The sequence below is a fragment of the Mycobacteroides franklinii genome (assembly GCF_001853795.1).
GTDB lineage: Bacteria > Actinomycetota > Actinomycetes > Mycobacteriales > Mycobacteriaceae > Mycobacterium > Mycobacterium franklinii.
Window position 1 is genome coordinate 859214 of sequence record NZ_MLIK01000004.1, and the last position, 18128, is coordinate 877341.

At 64.5% G+C, this 18128-nt stretch carries 17 protein-coding genes; 7 read left to right on the forward strand and 10 right to left on the reverse strand.

Going from position 1 to position 18128, the window contains the following annotated elements; all coding sequences use genetic code 11:
* Window positions 1-21 precede the first annotated feature (21 nt).
* The 9 genes from BKG76_RS04750 to rpmF all read right to left on the reverse strand — a co-directional run bounded on the left by BKG76_RS04750 (window position 22) and on the right by rpmF (window position 7234).
* Complete coding sequence (locus BKG76_RS04750) at window positions 22-663, reverse strand: MspA family porin (RefSeq protein WP_207543745.1); 642 nt, start codon at window positions 661-663, stop codon at window positions 22-24.
* A 232-nt stretch (window positions 664-895) separates the two neighbouring features.
* Window positions 896-1510: an MspA family porin gene (locus BKG76_RS04755; RefSeq protein WP_236737538.1), complete on the reverse strand. Its 615-nt coding sequence runs from the start codon at window positions 1508-1510 to the stop codon at window positions 896-898.
* 156 nt (window positions 1511-1666) lie between these two features.
* The gene (locus tag BKG76_RS04760; protein WP_407937643.1) at window positions 1667-2272 is read right to left on the reverse strand and encodes an MspA family porin; all 606 of its coding nucleotides are present in this window, start codon (window positions 2270-2272) and stop codon (window positions 1667-1669) included.
* A 370-nt stretch (window positions 2273-2642) separates the two neighbouring features.
* Window positions 2643-2846 carry a hypothetical protein gene (locus tag BKG76_RS25275; protein WP_083337908.1) on the reverse strand — a complete coding sequence of 68 codons (204 nt, stop codon included), beginning with the start codon at window positions 2844-2846 and terminating at the stop codon, window positions 2643-2645.
* A 4-nt stretch (window positions 2847-2850) separates the two neighbouring features.
* Window positions 2851-3348 (reverse strand): MogA/MoaB family molybdenum cofactor biosynthesis protein, encoded by a 498-nt coding sequence (locus BKG76_RS04765; RefSeq protein ID WP_070936404.1) that lies wholly within the window; start codon window positions 3346-3348, stop codon window positions 2851-2853.
* Window positions 3349-3383: 35 nt separating this feature from the next.
* A complete protein-coding gene (locus BKG76_RS04770; protein ID WP_070936406.1) occupies window positions 3384-4697 on the reverse strand; it encodes a trypsin-like peptidase domain-containing protein in 1314 nt (437 codons plus the stop codon).
* A gap of 41 nt (window positions 4698-4738) precedes the next feature.
* Window positions 4739-6274 carry a HAMP domain-containing sensor histidine kinase gene (locus tag BKG76_RS04775; protein WP_083337909.1) on the reverse strand — a complete coding sequence of 512 codons (1536 nt, stop codon included), beginning with the start codon at window positions 6272-6274 and terminating at the stop codon, window positions 4739-4741.
* Between the two features lie 32 nt (window positions 6275-6306).
* Window positions 6307-6993, reverse strand: a complete 687-nt coding sequence (locus tag BKG76_RS04780) for a response regulator transcription factor (protein WP_070936408.1) — start codon at window positions 6991-6993, stop codon at window positions 6307-6309.
* A gap of 67 nt (window positions 6994-7060) precedes the next feature.
* Window positions 7061-7234 (reverse strand): 50S ribosomal protein L32, encoded by a 174-nt coding sequence (rpmF, locus tag BKG76_RS04785; RefSeq protein WP_070936410.1) that lies wholly within the window; start codon window positions 7232-7234, stop codon window positions 7061-7063.
* A gap of 347 nt (window positions 7235-7581) precedes the next feature.
* On the opposite strand from rpmF, the gene BKG76_RS04790 reads away from it, so the two are divergent.
* From BKG76_RS04790 to BKG76_RS04820, 7 genes are all read left to right on the forward strand, one after another.
* Window positions 7582-9291: an acyclic terpene utilization AtuA family protein gene (locus BKG76_RS04790; protein WP_070936412.1), complete on the forward strand. Its 1710-nt coding sequence runs from the start codon at window positions 7582-7584 to the stop codon at window positions 9289-9291.
* Between the two features lie 5 nt (window positions 9292-9296).
* A complete protein-coding gene (locus tag BKG76_RS04795; protein WP_070936876.1) occupies window positions 9297-10445 on the forward strand; it encodes an acyl-CoA dehydrogenase family protein in 1149 nt (382 codons plus the stop codon).
* Window positions 10442-12037 carry an acyl-CoA carboxylase subunit beta gene (locus tag BKG76_RS04800; protein WP_070936415.1) on the forward strand — a complete coding sequence of 532 codons (1596 nt, stop codon included), beginning with the start codon at window positions 10442-10444 and terminating at the stop codon, window positions 12035-12037. The genes BKG76_RS04795 and BKG76_RS04800 overlap by 4 nt, the downstream gene beginning before the upstream one ends.
* Window positions 12038-12050: 13 nt before the next feature.
* On the forward strand, window positions 12051-14072 hold the full coding sequence (locus BKG76_RS04805) for an ATP-binding protein (RefSeq protein ID WP_070936416.1): 2022 nt from the start codon (window positions 12051-12053) through the stop codon (window positions 14070-14072).
* Window positions 14069-15238 carry an acyl-CoA dehydrogenase family protein gene (locus tag BKG76_RS04810; protein WP_070936418.1) on the forward strand — a complete coding sequence of 390 codons (1170 nt, stop codon included), beginning with the start codon at window positions 14069-14071 and terminating at the stop codon, window positions 15236-15238. Before BKG76_RS04805 ends, BKG76_RS04810 begins: the two co-directional genes overlap by 4 nt.
* A 25-nt stretch (window positions 15239-15263) precedes the next feature.
* Entirely contained in the window at window positions 15264-16058 is a 795-nt protein-coding gene (locus BKG76_RS04815; protein ID WP_070936419.1) for an enoyl-CoA hydratase family protein, read from the forward strand.
* 86 nt (window positions 16059-16144) lie between these two features.
* Window positions 16145-16747 carry a DUF1707 SHOCT-like domain-containing protein gene (locus BKG76_RS04820; RefSeq protein WP_070936420.1) on the forward strand — a complete coding sequence of 201 codons (603 nt, stop codon included), beginning with the start codon at window positions 16145-16147 and terminating at the stop codon, window positions 16745-16747.
* On the opposite strand, the gene BKG76_RS04825 is transcribed toward BKG76_RS04820, so the two are convergent.
* The gene (locus BKG76_RS04825; RefSeq protein WP_070936877.1) at window positions 16701-17936 is read right to left on the reverse strand and encodes a cupin domain-containing protein; all 1236 of its coding nucleotides are present in this window, start codon (window positions 17934-17936) and stop codon (window positions 16701-16703) included. The genes BKG76_RS04820 and BKG76_RS04825 overlap by 47 nt on opposite strands.
* Window positions 17937-18128 lie beyond the last annotated feature (192 nt).

Here is an 18128-nt window from a genome sequence, read left to right on the forward strand (position 1 = left end):
TTCTTCTGCCGGCTTGGCGGGCTACTTCATGTCCCAGGTCTCACCATAGGTGGTAACGCTGTCACCCGCGGAACTGATCAACCGAGCGTAGGGGCGAAGGAGAACACCACCGGCGGCGCCGGTCACGGTGCCGTGCGCGTTACTCACCGCAACGGCACCCTTGGGGCCCGAGATGGCCACCGAGAAGGTCGCGACCTCCTGGATGCCGGGCCCGTTGCCCAGGTCCACATTGATGCCGGCACTCGGCAACAGGTTGGTGGTCTGGACGTACGAAGCCTCGGGGCTACCACCGAAGGCATTCGGAATACCGTAAAGAATCGACGTATTCGGTGTCGTGTAGTTGAAGTTCAAACCCACACCCAACGACCACGGATAACCCACCTGGTAACCCAGCTCGAGAGTGCCCTCGAACGCATCGGAACCCGCACCCGTCACCTCATAGACCGCGCGGCCGGAGTGAAACCACTCGCGCGTCAGACGGTTGCGGTCCAGCGGAAACACACCATTAAGAAAGGTGTCCCACTGCTGAATCCGCAGCAAGCGCCCCTTGCCATCGACCAGCGTCAGCTCGTCGTCCAAACCCGCGGCCGCTGTGCCGGTCCCGGTGATCGCTAGACCGACCATCCCGACGACGAGTATCAATGATGCAAAGGCGTTACGCATGACCCGCCGGATGCCAACCGTTCTCATTCAGTTCCCTCAATTCTCGGGCGAACAAACGCCAGGGCAAAGATCTGATTCGCCAGACCACATTGTTGCTCAGGCGGGCCAAACGTAACGGCCAAATCATCTCGGGGAGTTTCTTGAATGTTTCCGCGAGGCTAACTCACAGCAGATCCACAGACCTGCTTGTCGTGCAGTGTCCTACCACTACAGACGTATTTAGTAATCGCGACTACTTCATGTCCCAGGTCTCGCCATACGTGGTGACACTGTCGCCCGCACTACTGATCAAGCGGGCATAGGGACGCAGCATCACGCCGCCTGCGGCGCCGGTCACCGTGCCGTGCGCGTTGCTCACGGCTACCGCACCCTTGGGACCAGCAACCGCTACCGAGAACGTCGCGACCTCCTGGATGCCGGGCCCGTTGCCCAGGTCCACATTGATGCCGGCACTCGGCAACAGGTTGGTGGTCTGGACGTACGAGGCTTCCGGGTTGCCGTTGGGGAAGACGTTCGGAATACCGTAGAGAATCGAGGTATTGGGCGTCGTGTAGTTGAAGTTCAGACCCACACCCAACGACCACGGATAACCCACCTGGTAACCCAGCTCGAGAGTGCCCTCGAACGCATCGGAACCCGCACCCGTCACCTCATAGACCGCGCGCCCGGAGTGAAACCATTCACGCGTGAGCCGGTTGCGGTCCAGCGGAAACACGCCATTGAGAAAGGTGTCCCACTGCTGAATCCGCAGCAAGCGCCCTTTACCGTCAACCAGGGTCAGCTCGTCGTCCAAACCCGCGTGCGCGGTGGCAGTGGTTGTTACGGAGATCGCCAATGCCATGAACATCGCTATCAGGCACTCGAGCAGCCGGTGCGCACCACTACGCATGGACGATCCCCTCGATCAGCGCGGTGGCGCATCGACGTACGTGAGGTCGTCAATCTAGCAGGAGAATGTGATATCTGGAAACGCTTGTTCTCCAGATATCACCAAGGATTCCGGCTACTTCATGTCCCAGGTCTCGCCGTAGGTGGTAACGCTGTCACCCGCGGAACTGATCAACCGCGCATAGGGACGAAGGAGAACACCACCGGCGGCGCCGGTCACCGTGCCGTGCGCGTTGCTCACGGCTACCGCACCCTTGGGACCAGCAACCGCTACCGAGAAGGTCGCGACCTCCTGGATGCCGGGCCCGTTGCCCAGGTCCACATTGATGCCGGCACTCGGCAACAGGTTGGTGGTCTGGACGTACGAAGCCTCGGGGCTACCACCGAAGGCATTCGGAATACCGTAAAGAATCGACGTATTCGGTGTCGTGTAGTTGAAGTTCAAACCCACACCCAACGACCACGGATAACCCACCTGGTAACCCAGCTCGAGAGTGCCCTCGAACGCATCGGAACCCGCACCCGTCACCTCATAGACCGCGCGGCCGGAGTGAAACCACTCGCGCGTCAGACGGTTGCGGTCCAGCGGAAACACACCATTAAGAAAGGTGTCCCACTGCTGAATCCGCAGCAAGCGCCCCTTGCCATCAACGAGGGTCAGTTCATCGTCCAGACCTGCATGCGCCGTCGCCGTCGTCGCAATGAGAGCAACAAGAGTCATGAGCAGAGCGCCGACCGCCAACACACCGCGGCGGGCCCAGCCCGATACCTTGCTCAACAGCTTCATTCTGTTCCTATCAGTCCCCTCATGGCGAACATGAGAATTTCCTAAGCGACGGACAGAAGGACGATATCGGCACGGTGACGGCGCGGCAATCTGAAGGATCATTCTGATATCGCCGACATCACCCACCTCCAGGTAGGCCAGTGAGCCTGAAGTTAGCCAAACCCAAGGCATCTACAGGGTTAACGATCAAGCGGCCGAACGCTTTGCTGGAAAACAATGGAGAGCTCCAGGGGAACCGACACCCCGGATGGGTATCCAGACCTTGCGACCTGCTTGGTTTACACGTCAGATATGCCGAAATACCCTAGCCATGGTGGGGTGGAACGTTATCGCGCAACCACCGATCACCCTCGTGTGTGCCGCGGGAATCGTTCACGTCGCGTTCATCTGGACCCAGGGACGGCATGGTCTGACCGAAGATCCGGTCGATATCCGCATTGCTGGCGCTTGTTCCTTCTCCACCACTTTTGTGGCGAAGGTCACAATCCGGAGCGTCCGGGCTGGACACCCGGTCAGATCTCCAGGCTGGATAGTTGCTCGATGATCTGAATTGCCATCGGCGTCACGGTTGCCATGCCATCGCGCACCGCCGCGCGGGTGCCGGCCACATTGACCACCAGGGTGCTACCCGAAATGCCCGCGACACCGCGCGACAGACCTGCCTCGGCGACGCCTGCCGCGAGGCCGGACGACCTGATGGCCTCCGCGATGCCGAGCAACTCACGGTCAAGCAGCGGCTGTGTCGCCTCGGGGGCGACGTCGCGCGGCGTCACGCCGGTGCCACCGACAGTCACCACCAAGTCCACCCCACCGATCACCGCGGTGTTCACTGCGTTCTGAATCTCCGAGAGGTCTCCCTCGACAACCACCACACCGTCAACCACGAATCCGGCCTCCGAGAGCAACTCGGTGACGAGCGGACCGCTGGTGTCCTGATCACCATGGGCTGTTCTGTCGTTGACGATGACGACCAGAGATCGCCCCACCGGTCCCACCTCAAGCTCTGTCATGGAAGCAACGGTAACCGCTCGCAGGGACACCTGAGTCATCGGGCGACCTCACCCAGTGTCACGTCCGCCGTCTTCTCCGGTCCGCCGTTGCCGTCGGTGTACGTCAGCGTGACCTTGTCACCGGGCGCCTTGGACCGCACGGCCGCCACAAGTCCATCGGCGCTGTTCACCGGCCGGTTGTCCACCTTGGTGACGACAGCACCATTGGGCACGCCGGCCTTCTCGGCGGCGCCACCAGCGACCACTTCCACGATCCTGGCGCCCTGTGTCTCCTTGTCATTGCCTACCCGGACGCCCAGCGAGGCGTGGGTGGCGTGGCCGTTCGAAATCAGCTGATCGGCGATCCGCTTGGCCTGGTCGACCGGAATCGCAAAGCCGAGGCCGATCGATCCGCCCTGCGTCTCGCCGCTGGAGTCGCCACCCATGGTCGCGATCGCGGAGTTGATACCGACCAATTCGCCGTTCAGGTTGACCAGCGCGCCACCGGAGTTACCCGGGTTGATGGCGGCGTCGGTCTGAATGGCATCCAGCACGGTGTCCTGATTACCGGCCTGCCCCGCCGTGAACACCGGACGGTTCAGCGAGCTGACGATGCCCGTGGTGACCGTGCCATCGAGGCCCAGCGGGGATCCGATCGCGACAACCGACTGTCCCACAACTAGATTCGCGGATGAACCGATCGCGACGGGCGTCAGGCCCGAGGCTCCGGTGACCCGGACCACGGCGATATCGGTGGCGGGATCGATTCCCACCACTGTGAAGGGTGAGGTCTTTCCGCCCTGGATGGTGGCCGTGGTCTTGGCTCCTGGATCACCCGCCGCTTGCACGACGTGGGCATTGGTGAGCACCAATCCGTCAGCGGACAGGACCACCCCGGATCCCTCCTCGCTGGAACGGCCCATGATCGTTTCGAGCTTGACGACGCTCGGAAGCACCTTGGCCGCAACCTGTTCCACCGATCCCGCGGGTAACGCGGCGACCGGCTGGGCGGAGGGCGCGCGCCCCGGCGCGATGGGGGTCAGCCCACTGCTGCTGGTGACGACGGGCGATTTGTGCTGGCGGTCGGCGACGACGGCGCCCACCGTGCCACCCAGACCACCGGAGACCAGCGCCAGGACGACGGCACCGACCACAAGTCCCCCGCCGCTTCGCCCCTTGGGCTGCGACTGATGCTGCGGCTGCTGATCCGGACGCTGCTGACTCGGCTGCTGCGAGGTGTAGCCGTATGCCTGCCCCGGGTAATGATGGCCGGACTGCGCGTGATGGGTTGGCGCCTGATGCCCATGTTGTTGCCCCGAGTAAGGGCCGGACGGCCGGTATGCCCAGCTGCCATGGGGGTCGTTAGTCATAGCTGCTTCCTCACCAGTCCTTCATAGGCGTTCAGGATCGTCTAGCTTGAGTGCCACGCTGCCGGAACGGACTGAGAATCCACTGAGATCTCCCTCGCGTTCGGCACAGACTTCCGGCGACCGGCCGTATCGCCCATGTGTGGTGCTCCGATGGGTCCGGGTCGGCCCGGCAGAAGCACATGCATGGAGGTTCCGGGAGCCGGTTCACCGTCGATCACTGCACCGGGATCAGTCTCCTCGACCTTAATGGCGCCACCATGTTTCAGCACTACCTGCTTCACGATGGCCAACCCCAAACCGGATCCCGGCATTCCCCGTGCCGGGGTGGCCCGGTAGAACCGCTCAAAAACCAGGTCTCGTTCGGCGGGCGGGATTCCCGGGCCGCGATCAGAGATGACAAGCTCGGCATGGGCGGCGTCCACCTGGGCCAGCCGCACCGATACCGCGGTACCCGACGGGCTCCACTTGGCCGCGTTGTCGAGCAGGTTGAGAACCGCTCGCGACAATCCCGCCGCGTCGCCGTAGACCTGCCAGGGCTGCAGGACGACGTCGAATTCAATGTCGTTGCGGCGGCGGCGAACTCGCTCGAGCGTGCCCTCCACCACCTCGACCATATCGACCGGCTCATGCACGATATCGGCGCCGTCGCCACGCGCCAGATCAACCAAATCACCCACCAGCGTGGACAACTCCTCGATTTGGGCGATCACATCGCGCTGCAGCGCTTCCATCTCTTCGTCGGGCAGACGCGGGGCGCCCGGCTGCATGGCCGCCATCAGGAGCTCGGTATTGGTGCGCAGTGACGTGAGCGGGGTGCGTAGCTCGTGGCCCGCGTCGGTCACCAGCCGCGCCTGGCGGTCGCGTGACTCCGCCAGGGCGCGCAGCATCGTGTTGAAACTGATGGTGAGTCGGGCCAACTCGTCGCTGCCGGTGACCGCGATGGGGCGCAGATCATCGGTTCTGGCCACCCGCTCGGCGGCATCGGTGAGCCTGGCCACAGGACGCAGCCCGGTGCCGGCCACCATGGCTCCGGCCGCGGCTGCCACCGCGACGCCCACGCCACCGACGATCAGCAGTACCCACCCCAGCCGCCGCAGCACCGTATCGGTGGGGTCGAGTGATTTGGCCATGATCAGCGTGCTGCCGTTGTCCAACCGAAGGGCAAGCACGCGTTGGTGATTCACGGTGCGCATCGACTGCTCCAGCTCGCCGCGGGTTACCGCTTGCTCGGGCGCGCCATAGGGGATGGTCTGCCCCTGCTGTGTCGCCGAGAACGTGATGAGCCCCGGGAAGATCAGCTTGGCGTTGACATCGGCCGAATACGCGGTGCCTTCGATGGCGCGGCGTGGATCCACCGACAGCAAGCCGCTGCCGATCAGCAGGTTGGCGCGATCGTTGAGCTGCTTGTCGACATCGCGGTACAGCGCGGTGGATACCAGCAGGTATGACGCAACAGCCATGAGTACCACGACCATCGCCACCATGGACATGGCGAGCAGCATCACGCGCCAGCGCAGCGATACCGATGAGCTGGTTGCCCGCAGCGGAGAAAATATTGCCGTGCTGGAGCCCCGCATCCGCCTCGGCATTCGTAGTGTCGCCATAGGGATTACGGAGGGGTCTCCCGCAGCACGTAGCCGACACCGCGGACGGTGTGGATGAGCCTGAGCTCTCCCTCGGCCTCGGTCTTGCGTCGCAGGTAGCCGACGTACACCTCAAGGGCGTTACCCGACGTTGGGAAGTCGAACCCCCACACCTCTTCGAGGATGCGACTGCGCGTGAGTACCCGTCGCGGGTTGGCCATGAGCATTTCCAGCAGCGCGAATTCCGTGCGCGTCAGGCTGATCGACCGGGTGCCGCGGTGCACCTCGCGGGTGATGGGGTCCAGAGTCAGATCACCGAAGCTGAGCGTGGCAGCATCGGCCGACTCGTCGACGGTGGTGCGGCGCAGCAGCGCGCGCATCCGTGCCAGAAGCTCCTCCAGCGCGAAGGGCTTGGGGAGGTAGTCGTCAGCGCCCGCATCGAGTCCGGCCACTCGTTCCGAGACCGAATCGCGGGCGGTGAGGACCAGGATGGGCAGATCGTCCCCCGTGCTGCGCAATCGGCGGCACACTTCAAGGCCGTCGAGCTTGGGCATCATCACGTCGAGCACCAACGCGTCAGGACGATCGTTGGCTATGGAGTTGAGCGCATCGACGCCGTCCTCGGCGAGATCCACCGAGTACCCATTGAAGGACAGAGATCGTCGCAACGACTCGCGCACAGCCCGGTCGTCGTCGACTACAAGAATTCGCACAGGGACCAGTGTTAACCGTGCGGCTGAGATATTACTGAGGAAGCCTGAGAATCGGCTCTCTCAGTGTTCAGCGACGGTCGAGATCGATGAGCCCGAGGCGGGCAGCCTTGAGCAGACGACGGGGAACCTTGTGGTTCTGTCCGCCGACAGTGACGTTGACCAGCTCAGTGGCAGTGGCCTTCCACTGCGCGCGCCGGCTACGGGTATTGGAGCGGGACATTCTCCGCTTGGGGACGGCCATGGTCGCGCCCTCTCCTTAATTCTCAGGTTTCTGTGTCATTCGCCCGCGCCGCGCCAGCATGTTGGGCGCAGCGAGCGACAATCAGCACACGATAGCCGGTAGCGGACATGAGCTGCAAATTTGCTCCCCACCACTCCGCGCCGACACGCCGCGCGATGGCGGATTCGTATCGCATTTTCTCACCATAAGACGGCGTGTCGAGGCAACCGCCGCAGCTCGGCCAACCACTTGGTTGGACCGCTAGATTGACGTTTTGGCGGGTGAGGTAATTTGGCAGCGCACGAGCAGTCGACGCCGACCTCGAGAGGACTTCCGATGAGCCGCAAGCGCGAAGAGGACCAGGAATCGTGACTATTGCGCCGGTACGAATTGGGAACTGTTCAGGCTTCTACGGGGACCGACTATCGGCCATGCACGAGATGCTCACCGGCGGTGAGCTCGACTATCTGACCGGCGACTATCTGGCCGAGCTGACCATGCTCATCCTCGGCCGCGACCGTGCCAAGGCCCCCGAGCGCGGCTACGCCAAGACCTTCCTGCGTCAACTCGAGCAGTGCCTGGGCCTGGCCCAGGACAAGGGTGTGCGCATCGTCGCCAACGCCGGCGGCCTCAACCCCGCGGGTCTGGCGGATGCGATCCGTGCCCTCTCCGACAAGCTGGGCATCCAGACCAACGTCGCGCATGTCGAAGGCGATGACCTCCTGGCCCGCACCGCCGAGCTCGGGCTCGGATCGCCCTTGACCGCCAACGCCTACCTCGGCGCCTGGGGCATCGTGGAATGCCTCAATTCCGGGGCCGACGTCGTGGTCACCGGTCGGGTCACCGACGCCTCGGTGATTGTCGGCCCTGCCGCCGCGCACTTCGGCTGGCGCCGCGACGACTACGACAAGCTGGCCGGCGCGGTCGCCGCCGGGCACATCATCGAATGCGGCACCCAGGCCACCGGAGGTAACTACGCCTTCTTCACCGAAATCCCCGACCTCTCGCACGCGGGCTTCCCGCTGGCCGAGGTATATGAGGACGGATCGTCCGTGATCACCAAGCACGAGGGCACGGGCGGCGCGGTCAGCGTGGGCACCGTCACCGCGCAGCTGCTCTACGAGATCACCGGGGGCCGGTACGCGAACCCGGATGTCACCGCCCGCCTGGACACCCTGCGGCTCGACGCTGACGGTCCGGATCGTGTGCGCGTCTCGGGCGCGACGGGCGAGGCACCGCCGCCAGATCTGAAGGTGTCGCTGAATGCCATCGGCGGCTTCCGCAACCAGATGACCTTCGTATTGACCGGATTGGACATCGACGCCAAGGCGGATCTGACCCGCAAGCAGCTCGAGTCCGCGCTGTCGTCCCCTCCACAGGACATCCAGTGGACGCTGGGACGCACCGATCACCCGAATGCCGACACCGAGCAGGCCGCCAGCGCGCTGCTGCACGTCATGGTGCGCGATTCCGATCCGAACAAGGTGGGCCGGCAGTTCTCCAACGCGGCGGTGGAGCTGGCGCTGGCGAGCTACCCCGGTTTCCACGTCACCACACCTCCCAAGGATGGCGAGCCGTACGGCGTGTTCACGCCCGGATACGTTTCCGCCCAAAAGGTTCCGCATGTGGCGGTACTGGCCGACGGCTCCCGGGTCGATATCGCGCAGGCGTCGCAGACACAGCCGCTCGCCGAGGCCCCTGCGGCGGCATTGCCTGAACCGTTGCCTGCCGGACCGGTGCGACGGGTTCCGCTGGGAACTGTCGCCGGCGCGCGCAGTGGCGATAAGGGCGGTAGCGCCAATGTCGGCGTCTGGGTGCGCACCGACGATGAATACCGCTGGCTTGCACACGCTTTGACTGTCGACGCACTGCGCGAGCTGCTGCCGGAAACCGAGCAGCTGGAGGTGGCGCGCTACCTGCTGCCCAAGCTTCGGGCCGTGAACTTCGTCATCCAAGACATCCTCGGCAAGGGCGTGGCTTATCAGGCCCGGTTCGACCCACAGGCCAAGGGCATTGGCGAATGGCTGCGTTCCCGCGAGATCGACATCCCCGAATCCCTCCTGAAAGCGAGCAAGTGAGCGCAATGAGTTCCTGGAACACGCCCGAGCGCAAGGCACTTCGGGAGACGGTACGTGACTTCGCCGAGCGCGAGATCCTGCCGAATGTCAACGAGTGGGAACGCGAGGGACTGCTCCCCCGCGAATTGCACCGCAAGGCAGGCGATCTGGGTCTGCTCGGACCGGGCGCACCGGAGGAGGTCGGCGGCGGTGGCGGCGATGCCATCGATCCGGTGATCGTGTGCGAAGAGCTGCACTACGCCGGTGTGCCCGGCGGCGTGTTCGCCTCCTTGTTCACCTGCGGCATCTCCACACCACACATCATCGCTTCCGGCGACCAGCGGCTCATTGACACTTATGTGAAGCCGACACTGGCCGGTGACCTGATCGGGTCACTGGCCATCACCGAGCCGGGCGGCGGGTCCGATGTCGGGCACCTGACGACGTCGGCCAAGCGGGACGGCGACCACTACATCGTCAACGGCGCCAAGACCTTCATCACCTCCGGTGTGCGCGCCGACTATGTGGTCACCGCGGTCCGCACCGGCGGGTCGGGTGCGGCCGGCGTCTCGCTGCTGCTGATCGACAAGGACACACCAGGATTCGAGGTGGCCCGCAAGCTCGACAAGATGGGCTGGCGCTCCTCGGATACCGCCGAGCTGTCCTTCACCGATGCGCGCGTGCCCGCCGAGAACCTGGTGGGTGGCGAGAACACCGGATTCGCACAGATCGCCGGAGCCTTCGTATCGGAGCGCATCGGCCTTGCTGCCCAGGCATATTCGAGCGCGCAGCGCTGCCTGGACCTGACCGTGGAATGGTGCCGGAATCGGGAGACGTTCGGGCGGCCGCTCATTTCCCGTCAGTCGGTGCAGAACACCCTGGCCGAGATGGCGCGCCGGGTCGACGTCGCACGCGTGTACACACACGCACTGGTCGACCGGGCCATCGCGGGTGAGACCAACCTGATCGCCGAGGTGTGCTTCGCCAAGAACACCGCAGTCGAGGCCGGCGAATGGGTGGCCAATCAGGGTGTCCAGTTATTCGGAGGCATGGGGTACATGACCGAGAGCGAGATCGAGCGGCAGTACCGCGATATGCGCATCATCGGGATCGGTGGCGGCACCACTGAAATCCTCACCTCGCTGGCCGCCAAGCTTCTGGGGTACCAGTCGTGACCATCCTGCGCAGCGCCGTCAACACCAACTCGCCCGAGTACCAGGCCGCGGCCGAAGCCATGGCGACCAAGCTGGCCGAGGTCAATGCCGAAACCGCCAAGGCCCTCGCCGGCGGCGGCGAGAAATACGTTGCCCGCCACCACGAACGCGGCAAGCTGCTGGCACGCGAGCGCATCGAGCTCTTGATCGACCCCGACTCGCCGTTCCTGGAGCTATGCCCGCTCGCAGCCTGGGGCAGCGATTTCACCGTCGGCGCCTCGCTGGTCACCGGTATCGGCGTGGTCGAGGGCGTCGAATGCATGATCGTAGCCAACGACCCCACCGTCAAGGGCGGCACCAGCAACCCTTGGACATTGCGTAAAGTTCTGCGGGCCAACGATATTGCCTTCAAGAATCGCTTGCCCGTGATCTCACTGGTGGAATCAGGCGGCGCGGACCTCCCCACACAGAAGGAAGTGTTCGTACCGGGCGGACAAATGTTCCGCGACCTCACGCGGCTTTCGGCCGCGGGCATACCAACGATCGCCCTGGTGTTCGGAAACTCCACGGCCGGCGGCGCCTACATCCCCGGCATGTCGGATCACGTGGTGATGATCAAGGAGCGCTCCAAGGTCTTCCTGGCCGGTCCCCCGCTGGTCAAGATGGCTACCGGTGAGGAGTCCGACGACGAATCCCTGGGCGGTGCCGAAATGCACTCCCGGGTTTCCGGTTTGGGCGACTATCTGGCGGTCGACGAGCAGGACGCGGTACGCCTCGGGCGCCAGATCGTCTCGCGCCTCAATTGGGTCAAAAAGGGACCTGAACCGGCCGCGGTGATCGAACCGCTCGCCGACCAGGATGAGCTACTCGGCATCGTGCCGGGAGACCTGCGTATCCCGTTCGATCCGCGCGAAGTGATCGCACGCGTCGTCGACGGTTCCGAATTCGACGAGTTCAAGGAACAGTACGGGTCATCACTGGTCACCGGATGGGCACGTCTGCACGGCTACCCCATCGGCATCCTCGCCAACGCGCGGGGCGTGCTGTTCAGTGAGGAAGCCCAGAAGGCCACCCAGTTCATCCAGCTGGCCAACCAGGCCAACACGCCACTTCTCTTCGTGCACAACACCACCGGATACATGGTGGGCAAGGAGTACGAAGAGGGCGGCATGATCAAGCACGGCTCGATGATGATCAATGCGGTGTCCAACTCGACGGTGCCGCATCTGTCGCTGATCGTCGGGGCTTCCTACGGCGCCGGCCACTACGGCATGTGCGGCCGCGCCTATGACCCGCGATTCCTGTTCGCATGGCCCAGCGCCAAGTCGGCGGTGATGGGCGGCACGCAGTTGGCCGGTGTCATCTCCATCGTGAGCCGTGCCGCCGCCGCGGCACGAGGCCAGGAGGTCAACGAGGACGCAGATGCCGCCATGCGGGCCGCGATCGAGGCACAGATCGAAGCCGAGTCGCTACCCATGTTCATGTCCGGCCGCTTGTACGACGACGGGGTCATCGACCCCCGTGATACCCGGGCGGTGCTCGGTATGTGCTTGTCCGCCATTGCCAATGGACCAATCGAGGGGACGTCGAACTTCGGCGTCTTCCGGATGTGAGGTTAGGAATCCAATGACTGTCACCTCCGTTTTGGTTGCCAATCGCGGCGAGATAGCGCGCCGCGTCTTCGCCACCTGCCGCAAGCTGGGGCTGGGTACCGTCGCCGTCTATTCGGATGCCGATGCCGACAGTCCGCACGTGTCCGAGGCCGATGCCGCAGTCCACCTCCCCGGCACCTCCAGTGCCGAGACTTACCTGCGCGGCGAGCTCATCATCGCCGCGGCCAAGGCCACCGGCGCCGACGCCATCCATCCCGGTTACGGATTCCTCTCCGAGAATGCCGATTTCGCGCGGGCCGTGGCCGATGCCGGCCTTACGTGGATAGGCCCGCCGGTCGCCGCCATCGAATCGATGGGCTCCAAGATCGAGTCCAAGAAACTGATGGATTCCGCCGGCGTACCGGTGCTGGGTCAATTGGACCCGGAGACCGTCACCGCCGCTGAGCTCCCGGTACTGGTCAAGGCCTCTGCCGGTGGTGGCGGACGTGGTATGCGGATTGTTTCCGAGCTCGACAAACTCCCGGCGGAAATCGCTGCCGCACAACGGGAAGCGCAGTCGGCATTCGGTGATCCGACCGTCTTTTGTGAGCGCTACCTGGGTACCGGCCGGCACATCGAAGTACAGGTGATGGCCGATACCCATGGCACCGTGTGGGCCGTGGGAGAGCGTGAATGCTCCATCCAGCGCCGTCATCAGAAGGTCATCGAAGAGGCACCCTCACCACTGGTGAACCGGGTCGACGGCATGCGCGAGCGGCTCTTCGAGGCGTCCCGCACCGCCGCGAAGGCCATCGGATATGCCGGCGCCGGAACCATGGAGTTTCTGGCCACCGAGGACGGTGAGTTCTTCTTCCTTGAGATGAACACCCGTCTGCAGGTGGAGCATCCCGTCACCGAGTGCACCACCGGTCTGGACTTGGTGGCCTTGCAGATCCAGGTGGCAGACGGAGCCAGGTTGCCCACCGAATCGCCTGCCATCCAGGGCCATTCGATCGAGGCGCGCCTGTACGCGGAGAACCCCGCGGCCGGGTGGCAGCCGCAAAGTGGCACCGTGCGGCGCTTCGACATACCGGGGTCCGCCGCGGAATTCCACCTCCCCGGGCACCCTGGGCGCAACGGGATCCGCCTGGACTCGACCATCGTCGACGGCAGCGTGGTGTCGGTGCATTACGACCCGATGCTCGCCAAGGTCATCACGGTCGCACCGACCCGCACCGAGGCTGCGCGGTTGTTGGCGTCGACGCTGGAACGCGCCCGCATTCATGGACTGACCACCAACCGCGACCTGCTGGTCAACGTATTGCGCCATCCGGCGTTCCTTGACGGCGATACCGATACCTCGTTCCTGGACAAACACGGCCTGGACGCGCTGGCCAAACCTCTGGCCGACGAAGCGGCGCACCAGTATTCGGCCCTCGCCGCCGCCCTGGCCGATGCCGCCACGAACCGCGCTTCGGCGGTGGCCTGCGCCGCGGTTCCGAGTGGCTGGCGCAACCTGCGGGGCCCGTCGTCGGGATTCCAGAACAAGGAGTTCACCGCGGGCGAGAGCACCATCAGCGTCCGGTACCGGCTGACCCGCACCGGCCTGGAGTTGGACAGCACGGCCGACACTGCCTGGCCCGCTATCGAACTGGTCTCGGCGACACCGGAACACGTAGCGCTCGTGATCGACGGTGTCCGCCGAGGGTTCGATATCGCGAACTACGGGGATTCCGTCGACATCGACTCGCCGCTCGGTCCGGTGGCACTGACCGTGGTGCCCCGGTTTACCGACCCCAGCACCGAGGTGGCGGCAGGCTCACTCATCGCACCGATGCCCGGTGTCGTACTGCGCCTCGGCGCTGCCGTGGGTGACACCGTGACCGCCGGGACGCCCATCGTCTGGCTGGAGGCCATGAAGATGGAGCACACCATCGCTGCCCCCGCCGACGGTGTCATCGAGATCCTCAATGTCGAACCCGGACAACAAGTAGAGCTCGGCACCGTACTTGCCCAGCTGACCGCTGATGCCAACACAGAAGGAGAGCCAACATGACCCCTCCCAACCCCTACGTCGAATCCGATGAGCGCAAGGCCCTGCGGCAAGCGGTGGCGTCACTGGCCTCCAGCTACGGCCACGAGTACTACCTGGAGAAGGCGAAGACGCACACTCCCCTCACCGAATTGTGGAATGAGGCAGGCAAGCTCGGGTTCCTGGGTGTCAATATCCCCGAGGAGTACGGCGGCGGGGGCGCCGGCATGTACGAGCTGTCGCTGGTGTTCGAGGAACTCTCGGCGGCCGGATGTGCGTTGCTGATGATGGTCGTATCCCCCGCTATCAATGCCACCATCATCGCCCGATACGGCACCGATGAGCAGAAGAAGAACTGGCTCCCGGCCATGGCCGACGGCACTTTCACCATGGCCTTCGCCATCACCGAGCCCGATGCCGGATCCAATTCACACAACATCGTCACCACCGCCAAGCGCGATGGTGGCGACTGGATCCTCAACGGGCGCAAGGTCTTCATCTCCGGCGTCAACGAGGCCAAGGCCGTCCTCGTGGTGGCCCGCACCGAGGAGGCCAAGACCGGCAAGCTCAAGCCCGCGCTCTTCGTGGTGCCCACCGATACCAAGGGCTTCGAGTACACCCCGATCGACATGCAGCTGACACTGGCCGAACAGCAGTTCCAGGTGTTCCTTGACGATGTGCGCGTGCCGGGTAACGCCCTCGTCGGATCCGAGGACGCCGCGATCATGCAGCTGTTCGCCGGCCTGAACCCGGAACGAATCATGGGTGCTGCCAGTGGAGTTGGCCTGACCCGGCTGGCGCTCGGCAAGGCTACCGAGTACGTGAAGACCCGCCAGGTGTGGAAGACACCCATCGGTGCACACCAGGCCATCGCGCACCCGCTGGCCGAGATCAAGGTCGAGCTGGAGCTGGCCAAGCTCATGATGCAGAAGGCCGCCACGCTGTACGACTGTGGCGACGACTGGGGTGCCGCGGAGGCCGCCAACATGGCCAAGTACGCGGCCGCCGATGTGGCCTGCCGTGCCGCGGACCGTGCCGTGCAATCCCTGGGTGGCAACGGGTTGACGACCGAGTACGGGGTGGCCCCGCTGTTGAATCTGTCCCGCTTCGGGCGTATCGCTCCGGTGAGCCGGGAGATGATCCTCAACTTCGTCGCGCAGACATCCCTCGGTCTGCCCCGTTCGTACTGATCCACACAAAGGAAAGGTCCGCCGAATGGCGAAAGAATCCGAGACCCTGGTCCAGTACGAGGTAGAAGGCCGCGCCGCCCGCCTGACGCTCGACTCGCCGCACAACCGTAATGCGTTGTCCAGCCGGCTGGTACGGCAATTGCGGGAGGGATTGCAGCGCGCCGCCGCCGACCAGACGGTGCGGGCGGTGGTGCTCACCCACACCGGCAACACCTTCTGCGCGGGCGCTGATCTCTCTGAGGCATCGGAAGGTTCGACCGATCCGCAGGACATCGCCAAGGATCGGGCCGGGCAACTCACCGCGCTGCTGCGCGACATCCTGGAGCTGTCACTGCCCGTCATCATCGCCGTCAACGGCCACGTGCGGGCCGGCGGCTTCGGCCTGGTGGGTGCCGCGGATATCGCGGTAGCGGGACCGGACAGCACCTTCGCCCTCACCGAGGCACGCATTGGGGTAGCGCCGTCGATCATCTCGTTGACGCTGCTGCCCCGGCTCACCGGCCGCGCGGCCGGACGCTACTTCGTCACCGGCGAGAAGTTCGACGCGCGGGTGGCCGCGGAGATCGGTTTGGTGACCAAGTCCGTCGACAGCGCCGAAGCCGTCGAGGCCGCGGTCACGTCGTTGGTGGATGACATCGCGCTCGGCTCGCCGCAGGGGCTCGCCGAGTCGAAGAGACTGACCACCGCGCCGATCCTCGCCGATTTCGATGCTCGTGCAGTCGAGTTGACGGAAACCTCGGCGCGTTTGTTCGTATCTGCCGAGGCGCAGGAGGGCATGTTGGCGTTCCTGCAGAAGCGGCCTCCTGCCTGGCAGGTGTGAACCAGACGTCACTACGGATGTAGTGCGCTGAGCAACACGATTGAACGGCGTGCCTTTATGCGCGGTTCGTCGTAGGCTCGGCGGTGATGAGCAACCTCCCTGAGCGGGTGACCGCATCGATGCGGGCCGCAGATGCCGATCGCATGCGTGTGGCGCAGCTGTTATCCGATGCTGCCGCGCAGGGTCGGCTAGAACTCTCGGAGTTTGAGGAGCGGCTCACCAAGGTGTACTCGGCAAACACCTACGGTGAGCTTGATCAGCTCAGCGCGGATCTTCCCGCCGTCGCCACCTCACCGGTTCGGGGTCAAGGCACCAAGCCAGCGCCCTCGACGGTGCTGATGGCCATCATGAGCGGATTCGAACGACGCGGCCGCTGGAACGTTCCCGGCAAGCTCACCTCCTTCGCGCTGTGGGGTGGTGGTGTGCTGGATCTGCGGTACGCCGATTTCACCTCCAACGAGGTGGAGATCCGCTCCTTCTCCATCATGGGTGGGCAGACGATCCTGCTGCCGCCGGAGCTCAACGTGGACGTCACGGGCGTCGCGGTGATGGGCGGCTTCGATCACTCGGCGAGCGGCGTTGGTGTGCAGGGCGCCCCACACGTGACCGTCAAGGGCTTCTCGCTATGGGGTGGCGTGAACGTCAAGCGGAAGCGGCGCAAGCGGCGCGAGTCGCTGGAAGAGCGCTAACAAGATCGAGCGCGCCGAACCGCCACAGCGCGTTCACCACCTGGCGCCGGCGGTTGGTATCCAGTTCGGCCGCAAGGACGGCGTCAAGATCGTTCAGGGTGAACTCGCCGGTGAGCGCTAGGAGTTCATCAAGGTTCACGGCACCGCCGAAGGCGATATCCCGGCCACGCGCCACGAGGTGGGTTCGGTCGGTGCCGACGACACACTCCACCACGCCCGGGTAGGCCCAGCCGTACGCGGCATCGACGGGGGCGTCGCCGGTTCTCAACGCCGCCACCTTCGGCGCGCGCAGATATCCGGCGGTGCGCTGTTTGGCCGCCGCGAGTGCCATGGTCGCCGGTAACTCCGATAGCGCCTCGGGGACGTGGAGGGTCTCCAGCACCAGCCGCTGCACATCATCGAAGCTAGCTGGCTCACCCGCCGCGTCGAGCCGGGCACCGAAATGGTCGATCAGCAAGTCCGCGAATGATTTTCGGATATCGGACGGAAAGAGCGTGACCCCCAGGAACACCGACGGACCCGTGTTGCGGAAGAGGTGGTAGCGCCCTCGCGGAATGCACACGAAGTCACCCGGACGCAAGACGTAGCGACTTGCTCCGGGCAGGAGGCGATCGAAGTCGAATGACACCTTGCCCAGCGACGGGTTCTCGAACAGCTGGTGTGGGTCGATGCCATCCACGGGCCACACCCAGAGTTCCTTGTGGCCGGGTCCCAGATGGAAGATCAGCGACGGCTCGTCGTCCTTGTGTATTCCGAACGGCGTCCACTCCACATCGGCGATAAAGGTGTAGATATCCGCGCCGGACACCAGATCTCGATCGGGTGTGAGGCTGCGCACCACGGACCGCGCAAGTGCGGCAAGGCCCAGGTCCCACGAGGAGACATCGTTGATGGCGACGCAGGCGGGACGGTCGTCAGCGGAGTCGGCGAGCCACTCGGTCAATGACTGATCGTCGCGTGGCGGGGTACGCGAGAGGTTCTCGGTAAGCTTGAAATCGAACTCGCTACCCCGGAACCCGCGTAGTCGCAGTCCTTTTGCGCCACTGGTGGTCGCCGTAGCGACTGCCGCCGTGATTCGTTCGGCGATTCTCCGGGGAGCCGCAACCAGCGCGGGCAGGAAGACCGTTTCCTGGTAGCGAGGGGCATGGTCAGCGACGAACTGACGCCAACGCGGGTCCTGGACGAACACTATTTTCGCCTCCATGCTTGCGACGAGGGGCGGGCGGCCAATGGGTCGACCACCCGCCCTCGGCATCCACTCTTAGTGGCTGGCAACCATTTCCGTCGCGGTGACGATTTCATCGTCCTCAACAACGATCTCTACAGCGATATCGCGCATGGCGGTTCCTTTCGTGTGACGGTTTACTGCCAACTGAACAGA

Coding starts and splice junctions, on each gene's coding strand:
- BKG76_RS04770 (WP_070936406.1), bottom strand. CDS start 4,697: ATGACTAACGACCCCCATGGCAGCTGGGCATACCGGCCGTCCGGCCCT.
- BKG76_RS04810 (WP_070936418.1), top strand. CDS start 14,069: ATGACCCCTCCCAACCCCTACGTCGAATCCGATGAGCGCAAGGCCCTG.
- rpmF (WP_070936410.1), bottom strand. CDS start 7,234: ATGGCCGTCCCCAAGCGGAGAATGTCCCGCTCCAATACCCGTAGCCGG.
- BKG76_RS04775 (WP_083337909.1), bottom strand. CDS start 6,274: ATGCGGGGCTCCAGCACGGCAATATTTTCTCCGCTGCGGGCAACCAGC.
- BKG76_RS04805 (WP_070936416.1), top strand. CDS start 12,051: ATGACTGTCACCTCCGTTTTGGTTGCCAATCGCGGCGAGATAGCGCGC.
- BKG76_RS04755 (WP_236737538.1), bottom strand. CDS start 1,510: ATGTTCATGGCATTGGCGATCTCCGTAACAACCACTGCCACCGCGCAC.
- BKG76_RS04760 (WP_407937643.1), bottom strand. CDS start 2,272: ATGACTCTTGTTGCTCTCATTGCGACGACGGCGACGGCGCATGCAGGT.
- BKG76_RS04795 (WP_070936876.1), top strand. CDS start 9,297: ATGAGTTCCTGGAACACGCCCGAGCGCAAGGCACTTCGGGAGACGGTA.
- BKG76_RS04765 (WP_070936404.1), bottom strand. CDS start 3,348: ATGACAGAGCTTGAGGTGGGACCGGTGGGGCGATCTCTGGTCGTCATC.
- BKG76_RS04820 (WP_070936420.1), top strand. CDS start 16,145: ATGAGCAACCTCCCTGAGCGGGTGACCGCATCGATGCGGGCCGCAGAT.
- BKG76_RS04815 (WP_070936419.1), top strand. CDS start 15,264: ATGGCGAAAGAATCCGAGACCCTGGTCCAGTACGAGGTAGAAGGCCGC.
- BKG76_RS04750 (WP_207543745.1), bottom strand. CDS start 663: ATGCGTAACGCCTTTGCATCATTGATACTCGTCGTCGGGATGGTCGGT.